Source organism: Thermoactinomyces sp. CICC 23799, assembly GCF_016055145.1.
Lineage (GTDB): Bacteria > Bacillota > Bacilli > Thermoactinomycetales > Thermoactinomycetaceae > Thermoactinomyces > Thermoactinomyces intermedius.
The window spans coordinates 1-8,074 of the sequence record NZ_JAECVV010000015.1 but is presented as its reverse complement, the minus strand read 5'-3'; the positions used below and the strand labels follow the sequence as shown (position 1 = coordinate 8,074).

Below are 8,074 nucleotides of genomic sequence, written 5' to 3'. Positions count from 1 at the left end.
TGATATGAACTCTCAAGAATTAACGAGTCATGTCTTCACTCTTCAGTTTTCAAGGAACACTTCATTTCACTTTGTTTGTGCCGCTCTCTCGCGGCGACAAATATGATATTATCATCTTCCCCGACACAAGTCAACACCTTTTTTTTAAATTTTTTTCTCCGTTACAAAAAACCTCCGATAATGCTATGCGGGTCCTTTGATTGAGCTGCTTTCTTTTCGGTTCGCTCTCCTCATCGATATAAGGGAACTTTTTCAATCGGGCAAAGAGTTTTTGGATCCCTTCCTCCCCGAATTGTCCGACCAACTGCCTGTACCGGACATAACTGTTTAAATAATATTGGTGTGCTTTTTCAGCCGGCAATTTTTCCAACGGCGTGTTTTCCAGATCCGCAAGCGGCCACGTTCTCTCCAATAATTCCACATGATGATTCACATGAAGCTCCGGCATCAAATGCGCTTCATAGTACATCGCTGCCCCTTCCTGTAACCAGTAAGCGGCGTTATCATTGGTCAAATCACTCACCGCCTGGTGCGCCAGTTCATGGATCATTCCGAAAGCCAGTTGATCCGGCGCCGTGCGTCCGGCAAAAAACTTGATGGATTGATTGGCCTCATGCCATCCTCCGGCCCACCGGGGCAATGAAGGTTTCACCGACTGACGAAACCACTCGGAATCATGATACAGCTTCACTTCCATTTTTTGCGGATGCCAATCCAAACGCTTTTGCAGTTTGCCGGCGGCTTTTTTCAAGGTATGATAAGCAATCTGTGCATTCATCTTTAAAGCCGGATCCGAGTAATAAACCGTGATCTTTTGGTCTCCCCATTGTTCAAAAGCCAAGTCCGACTCTTTCCACCCCCGGGGTGTCAGACGCAACCGGACCGGCCACCGGACACTCACCGGTTCTCCCTTGGCTGAATAAACCTGTTCCACCACGGCGCACACCGTCTTGTCCCGATCCGGCATCACAGACAGCACATTCAAATGAAAAGAATCCGGATCCACCTCTTTCATCGCATCTTGAAACCAACGCTTCTGCTCTTGCCTGTAAAACGTATTTTCAGCATCGATGGTTTGGAGAAACAGGTCAAGTTTCCGGCTGTGAACGGCCTGCTCCTTTTGTTTCATCACTTGCCCAACAGCACGACAAACATCCGGCTCCAACTTCCGGCAGGATTCCTGAGCCATCCCCTGCGCCGGCAAAACCAACAGGAACAAGCTCCAGAAAACCCCGGCCACCACACATTTTCGAAACATAACTCTCCTCCTTTCCGTTTAGTCTTTGAAACAAAAGACAAAGTATGCAAAGAAAAAAGCTTTCCCCCGTAACAGGAGAAAGCTTCGTCCATTGCTTCAGACGGCTCCCAAAAAGATAAACCGCAAAGCAAAGATAATCCCCAAAATATAAACAATCACATTCACTTTTTTCCCTTCGCCGGCCACCAGCTTGCACAAAGGATAAAAAACAAAGCCGGCGGCGATTCCCGTTGCAATGCTGAAAGTCAACGGCATAAAGATCACCGTGATGAATGCGGGAATCGCTTCACTCAGGTCATCCCATTCAATCTTTTTCAAGTTTCCGGCCATCAACACACCCACAATGACCAATGCCGGCGAAGTAATGGCCGAAACGGAGGCCAGCGACTCAATCAACGGGTAGAAAAACAAAGCTCCCAAAAAACAGACCGCCGTGACAACCGATGTCAGCCCGGTGCGTCCCCCGGTGGCCACTCCCGCCGAAGACTCAATATAAGAAGTCACGGTGGAAGTGCCGAACACGGCTCCCAACATGGTGGCCACCGAATCGGTAAACAGTGCCCTTCCCGCACGAGGGAGTTTGTTATCTTTCAGCAGTCCGGCCTGGCTGGCCACTCCCACCAGCGTCCCTGCATTATCAAATAAATCCACAAACAAGAAAGCAAAAACAATTGTAAAAAGACCCAGTTCCAAAGCTGCCGGAACATCCAGCTTCATAAAAGTCGGCGCCATGCTCGGCGGCAGGGCAAAAAAGTCGGCCGGCACCTGAACCTGACCGGTGATCATTCCGGCCACCGCGGTAATCAACATGCCGATAAAAATCGCGCCTTTCACTTTTCGCACCATCAATACCGTGGTGATAAACAAACCAAAGATGGTAAGCAAGATCTCCGGTTTTTCCGTCAGATGCGGATTGATCATCACAAACGTGGATTCCGAATCCACAATGACATTGGCATTTTTCAAGCCGATGAATGCAATAAATATCCCGATCCCGGACGAAACGGCATACTTCAGCCCGGAGGGAATCGAGTTGATGATAAGCTCGCGCACTTTCGTCACGGTTAACAGAAAAAAGATGATTCCGGATATAAAGACGGCTCCCAGTGCCGTTTGCCAGGGCACTTTCATGCCCAAAACGACCGTGAAAGTGAAATAGGCGATCAATCCCAATCCGGGAGCCAGCGCAATGGGGTAATTGGCAATCACCCCCATCAAAAATGTGCCGACGGCGGCGGAAAGAGCCGTTGCCACAAAAACGGCTCCCATATCCATTCCCGCCTGCCCCATCATGGACGGGGAAACCAGCAAAATATACGCCATCGTGAAAAACGTGGTCACACCGGCCAGCACTTCGGTCTTCACATCGGTCTTATGTTCGCTCAAATGGAAAAAACGTTGGATGACTGACATGATTTCTACCTTTCCTTCCCGATCATTCCCATTCAATGGTTGATGGCGGCTTCGAAGTGATATCGTAGACCACCCGGTTTACATCTTCAACTTCATTGATGATGCGGTTTGAAATTCTTTCCAGCACATCATACGGAATGCGCGCCCAATCCGCGGTCATCCCGTCCACCGAGGTGACGGCACGGATTCCCACCGTGTAAGCATAGGTCCGGACATCGCCCATGACTCCCACACTTTTGAAGTCGGGCAAAGTGGCAAAATACTGCCAGATCTCTTTGTCCAAACCGGCTTTTTGAATTTCATCCCGCAAGATGGCGTCCGCTTCACGGACAATTTCCAATTTCTCTTCGGTCACTTCGCCAATCACGCGGATTCCCAGTCCCGGCCCCGGGAAAGGTTGACGCCAGACAATTTCAGCCGGAAGCCCCAGTTCTTCCCCGACTTTCCGGACTTCATCTTTAAAGAGCGTATTGAGCGGCTCAATCAATTCCATCTTCATGTCTTCCGGCAGACCGCCGACATTGTGGTGGGATTTAATCGTATGAACCGTGTCCGTCCCGGACTCCACCACATCGGTGTACAAAGTCCCTTGCCCGAGGAAACGGTGATCCCCGAACTTGGCGGATTCTTCTTCAAAGACGCGGATAAATTCATTCCCGATGATTTTCCGTTTTTGTTCCGGATCGGTAACGCCTTTCAACTTGCCCAAAAAGCGGTCTTTGGCATCCACTTTCACCAGGTTCATTTGGAAGTTTTCCCCGAATGTTTTCACGACGCTGTCCGCCTCGCCTTTGCGCAACAAACCGTGATCCACGAACATGCAGGTCAACTGGTCACCGACCGCTTTGTGGATCAATGCCGCAACCACCGAGGAATCCACGCCTCCGCTTAACGCGCACAACACTTTTTGGTCTTGAACCCGTTCGCGGATTTCTTGGACGGCATGATCGATAAACGATTCCATGCTCCAGTTTCCTTCACAACCACAAATTTCATACAAGAAATTGGAAATCAATTGGTTCCCGTTTACCGTGTGGCGAACTTCCGGATGGAATTGCACGGCATAAATCCTTTGTTCCGGAAGACTCATCGCCGCCACCGGAGCCGATTCCGTTTTTCCGTCCACCCGGAATCCGGACGGGGCGCCGGTCACCACGTCGCTGTGGCTCATCCAGACCAGCTCTTTTTCATCCAAACCTTTAAAGAGCGGGGAATCGGAAACAACTTCCAATTCAGACTTCCCGTATTCCCGTTTTTTGGCCCTTTCCACTTTGGCCCCAAAGTGGCTGGCAATCAATTGCATCCCGTAGCAGATCCCCAAAACGGGAATACCGAGTTCAAAAATCTTGGGATCGCATTTGAGCGAGTCTTCATCATACACGCTATAGGGCCCACCGGAAAAAACAATGCCTTTGGGTTTCATCTCCTGGATTTTTTCGGCGGAAATGGTCCCGGGCAACAACTCACTAAACACACCGAGATCCCGGATCCGCCGGGCAATCAATTGATTGTACTGTCCGCCAAAATCCAGCACGACAACTCGTTCCAATGGTTTTTCCATACGTCGCAACCTCTCTTCCAGCGAAATAAACTTTTGCCAAACTTAATAAAAAAGCCGGGACACCCATACCGCACGGCGATACAGGACCCCGGTTCACCATATTTTTGCATTCTTCATGATGAATGGAAATGAAATGAAGAAAACATATAGGATTCCCGAAGACCTATTCGCCGTAGTCCGGCCATTTACGGTGGCCGGGTAGAAACGTTCGGGCCCTATTCCCAAACATATACGGCAAAAGTCTTAGCCAAAAATCATCATAATCATAACAAGCCGTTTTAATGCGGTCAACAGTTTTATGTTTCATCCCTTTGGTTTTATCTATTCTTGCACAAATCCATAATGGATATAGCGAATCAACTATTAAACATGTATAATAATTTTTAGTAAGTAACAATAAAAAAGGAAGGTAAGAAGGTGAACAGAGATGTCCTCGATCTTTCAAACATTCACGCAAAAAAATGTCACACTGCCCAACCGCATCGTGATGTCACCCATGTGCATGTATTCCGCTGGCGAAGATGGAAAAGTCACTGATTTCCACCGTGTCCATTACGGCACCCGTGCACTGGGAAAAGTGGGCTTGATCATGATCGAAGCAACGGCCGTGGAAAGCCGCGGACGGATCAGCTCCCGTGACTTGGGACTGTGGAACGACGGGCAAAAGGAAGGGTTGAAAGAGATTGTGAACTTTGCCCACAGCCAAGGTGTCAAAACCGCCATCCAACTCGCCCACGCCGGCCGGAAAGCCGAGGTCGATGAGCCCATCATTGCCCCCAGTGCCATTGCCTTTGACGATAAAAGCAAAACACCGAATGAAATGACCACTGAAGACATAAAAACCGTGGTCCAGGCCTTTGCCGATGCTGCCCGCCGTGCAAAAGAAATCGGATTTGACATCGTAGAAATCCATGCCGCTCACGGCTATCTGATCAACGAGTTCTTATCCCCGCTCAGCAATCAACGCACAGATGAATACGGCGGAGACCTGGACGGCCGTTCCCGCTTCCTCAAAGAAGTGATTCAAGCCGTTCAGGAAACATGGGGAACGGATCGTCCGCTTTATGTCCGCATCTCCGCAGTGGACCATCATCCGGACGGGATCCAAATCGAAGACAGCATTGCCTTGGCACGCAAACTGAAAGAATGGGGCGTCGATCTCATCGATGTTTCTTCCGGGGGAACCCTGCCCGTGGCACCCGACAAAATCCATCCTGGTTATCAAGTTCCTTATGCTGAAGCGATCAAAAAAGAAGCCGGCATAGCCACCGGTGCCGTCGGCCTTGTCACCACACCGGAACAAGCGGAAGATATTCTGGGAAATGAACGGGCCGACTTGGTCTTCTTGGGACGCGAATTGCTCCGCAATCCCTTCTGGGTGCTGGATGCCGCAGGAAACCGTGATGTTTCCTATTTCGGTCCCGAACAATACCGGATGGCTTATAAATAAAAAAAGAGGAGGGGTTGGTCCCCTCTTTTTTTTTTGAAAATGATTAACGTTGCATAAAACAGGTGAAAACGGTCGGCAAGCTCGCTGATCACCTCCGGATCATGCAAATACACACCTATTTCCCACACAACGAACGACAAGGCAAAATGCTCATGGATTCCTGTCAATTTCTGTCCAATTTGCAATATATCAAATTCGATCCGCTTTCATTGCAATATCAATCATCTATCTTTCTCTCTGTAATAAATATTTATGTTTTGATATACAGATACGATATCATCAAGTTTGCAACGGCAAAAAGACAAGATAAAACCTCTTTTCTTCTTAAAAGGATGGTCAGTCCCCTCTCATACCGGGTAGTTCAATTTCATTTTTTTAACAAACGCTTCCGGAAGTTGTTGTTGGGAAAAGTTCAAACTCATCCATGAAAAAACCGTCGCATTGATTGGATGCCAATGGTTTAAGAAAGGCAGACGATGCCATCGGTCTTTCTCATCGCGAAATCCCAACACACATACCCCCATATCCCTTTCTCCCCAGATTCCCCACTTTCCGGACGGAGGCACCCACACGACAGTATAAGAGTGATACAGGATTGCATCCGCAGGACTTTTTGCAGGTCCATGCGCCAGTACAGAAAAATATTCATCCGCTGATAAATCCACCGGCAGTTTCGCCCAGGAAAAACGGCCAAACGCTTTATAATAATAGCGGACCGGATCCGGATTCAAAACGCCCATCAGACAATAAGTATCTTCGGATTTTCGGCACAAATCCTGAAGGACAGGCCAAAACGCTTCACCCATCGCCCAATCAAATTCTTCAAACTTGAACCCGTGGAACGATTCTGAAAAACCTTCTCCGGCAATTCCTGCTCCGTGTTGAACACATGATCAACCCATTTCTTTGATTCCGCAAACTCTTTTTTGTCCGCGATAAACAAACGTTCCATTCGCCTCTGCCTCCTCATCTGATCCCGGTTATTTCCTTTACCGAAACCCCCCCATCTTACACGGTCGATTCCCCGGTTTTCGGGTTCCTGTAACACCAACTTTACCTGAACCCTAAAATGGTTCGAACCATATGTAAAGCCGCGCATTTTTATTATTTTCCAGAGATTCAAAAGGTAAACCATTACATAAAGCGTTGGATATGATTCTCCACTTCTTGGATATATAGGAAGAAAAAATTAATATAACCACTTGTCATCCACGCACTAGCGGGTATTTTTTGCTAAGGTTACAATATTAAAGGACAGTCCTGAAAAATGACTGCCCTTCTAATCCAATCAATATATTTTCCCGTTTTTAATTCTTGTAACATCAATCAATATTTTTATTATGTTATCCCCCTGCAAAAGATAACAATAATATGCGGAAAAGTTACCCTTCAGTTTTTGTTACATTCTTTCAAATAATTCATCCTGCTAATTTGCTAGATCGATCATTTTGCTTAATACATCTTAATTCTTTAATTCTTAACACTAATATCTTAATTTCTATAGAAATAATGTAAATGTTATTCAAAGTCTTCAAACCAACAATTGCAAAATCGCAGTTTTGTATTACAAAAGACTGCTCCCATTTTATTTGCACTAGAAACTGCAGAAATCCTTCCTTTATCCCAAGACCACTTGTTTGAAATTTTGTTAAGTATGGCCTCTGCTTTTTGGTGATCCAGAACACTTGAAGTTTCAACATTGCATGTAATTTTAAACCAACCATCAACTTTCCAATAGGGTTCGTTTTCAACAATATGATATGAGTCAATATAGTTTTCAATTTTTTTCATTATATCGTTTAATACAATCAGTGCTTCATCTTCACTCTGACAATCCATAAATAAACTTATCTGAAACATATTCCCCTCCGTTAATGTGAAATTTCACCGTCTGGTGTTACATTGATATACTTTTTATTATTTTTGGTATATTGCCCCCATTTTTTCAACCCTTTTTCTGAGAGTTGTACATCCCATTCAAAATCAAAGTCTTTATTGGGATCTCCATGATAGGGTCCTTTTTTCCACACATTGCCAAATCTATCTACATATCCTCCCAACTTTTTATCATACTTAACTTCCTTTCCTGGAATAAATCTGAATTTTCCTTTTTTGGGTAATTGCGCCTTGGTTATAGGGTTTGTAATATTCTTTTGATATTCCTCGGTTCTCTGTTGTTTCCTTTGATAATATCCACCATAAGGGTCAGCAGTCTTTGATTCGGTATTTGAAATCCCTTTATCTCCACAACTCTTACCACTTGTCAACAGCATCATGGCCACATAGCTGTCTGCTGGTTGTTCATAAACCAGGCAATCCAGCTTTTTGTATACCTTCATGGCCGCAGGGGCAATTTTGGGGATTCCAAAGTATCCAAGCACTGTGAGTGCCG

Annotated in this window: 8 protein-coding genes and 1 riboswitch; of the genes, 1 reads left to right on the top strand and 7 read right to left on the bottom strand. The window is 46.3% G+C overall.

The genetic code is table 11. From position 1 onward, the window contains the following. Positions 1 to 130: 130 nt before the first annotated feature. The 3 genes from I8U21_RS14585 to guaA all read right to left on the bottom strand — a co-directional run bounded on the left by I8U21_RS14585 (position 131) and on the right by guaA (position 4,232). Entirely contained in the window at positions 131 to 1,258 is a 1,128-nt protein-coding gene (locus I8U21_RS14585; RefSeq protein ID WP_198054186.1) for a peptidase MA family metallohydrolase, read from the bottom strand. Between the two features lie 96 nt (positions 1,259 to 1,354). Then, the gene (locus tag I8U21_RS14580) at positions 1,355 to 2,662 is read right to left on the bottom strand and encodes an NCS2 family permease (RefSeq protein WP_198054187.1); all 1,308 of its coding nucleotides are present in this window, start codon (positions 2,660 to 2,662) and stop codon (positions 1,355 to 1,357) included. Between the two features lie 31 nt (positions 2,663 to 2,693). Beyond that, positions 2,694 to 4,232, bottom strand: a complete 1,539-nt coding sequence (gene guaA, locus I8U21_RS14575; protein WP_181732191.1) for a glutamine-hydrolyzing GMP synthase — start codon at positions 4,230 to 4,232, stop codon at positions 2,694 to 2,696. Positions 4,233 to 4,385: 153 nt separating this feature from the next. Further along, positions 4,386 to 4,487, bottom strand: a riboswitch (purine riboswitch). Between the two features lie 172 nt (positions 4,488 to 4,659). Here guaA and namA point away from each other — a divergent pair. Continuing rightward, the gene (gene namA, locus I8U21_RS14570) at positions 4,660 to 5,682 is read left to right on the top strand and encodes an NADPH dehydrogenase NamA (RefSeq protein ID WP_181732190.1); all 1,023 of its coding nucleotides are present in this window, start codon (positions 4,660 to 4,662) and stop codon (positions 5,680 to 5,682) included. Positions 5,683 to 6,029: 347 nt separating this feature from the next. On the opposite strand, the gene I8U21_RS15070 is transcribed toward namA, so the two are convergent. The 4 genes from I8U21_RS15070 to I8U21_RS14555 all read right to left on the bottom strand — a co-directional run. Then, the gene (locus I8U21_RS15070) at positions 6,030 to 6,422 is read right to left on the bottom strand and encodes a hypothetical protein (RefSeq protein ID WP_232334064.1); all 393 of its coding nucleotides are present in this window, start codon (positions 6,420 to 6,422) and stop codon (positions 6,030 to 6,032) included. Continuing rightward, positions 6,422 to 6,634, bottom strand: coding sequence for a hypothetical protein (locus tag I8U21_RS15065; protein WP_232337696.1), 213 nt, complete (start codon positions 6,632 to 6,634; stop codon positions 6,422 to 6,424). Before I8U21_RS15065 ends, I8U21_RS15070 begins: the two co-directional genes overlap by 1 nt. Positions 6,635 to 7,200: 566 nt before the next feature. Then, positions 7,201 to 7,542, bottom strand: a complete 342-nt coding sequence (locus I8U21_RS15060) for a hypothetical protein (RefSeq protein WP_220215038.1) — start codon at positions 7,540 to 7,542, stop codon at positions 7,201 to 7,203. A gap of 11 nt (positions 7,543 to 7,553) precedes the next feature. Further along, a partial coding sequence (locus I8U21_RS14555; RefSeq protein WP_232337694.1) for a polymorphic toxin type 17 domain-containing protein occupies positions 7,554 to 8,074 on the bottom strand: 521 nt, incomplete at its 5' end.

Bases quoted from the DNA above. Each gene is read 5' to 3' on its own strand.
- I8U21_RS14585 (WP_198054186.1), bottom strand. From the start codon at position 1,258: ATGTTTCGAAAATGTGTGGTGGCCGGGGTTTTCTGGAGCTTGTTCCTG.
- guaA (WP_181732191.1), bottom strand. From the start codon at position 4,232: ATGGAAAAACCATTGGAACGAGTTGTCGTGCTGGATTTTGGCGGACAG.
- namA (WP_181732190.1), top strand. From the start codon at position 4,660: ATGTCCTCGATCTTTCAAACATTCACGCAAAAAAATGTCACACTGCCC.
- I8U21_RS15070 (WP_232334064.1), bottom strand. From the start codon at position 6,422: ATGGGCGTTTTGAATCCGGATCCGGTCCGCTATTATTATAAAGCGTTT.
- I8U21_RS15065 (WP_232337696.1), bottom strand. From the start codon at position 6,634: ATGGAACGTTTGTTTATCGCGGACAAAAAAGAGTTTGCGGAATCAAAG.
- I8U21_RS15060 (WP_220215038.1), bottom strand. From the start codon at position 7,542: ATGTTTCAGATAAGTTTATTTATGGATTGTCAGAGTGAAGATGAAGCA.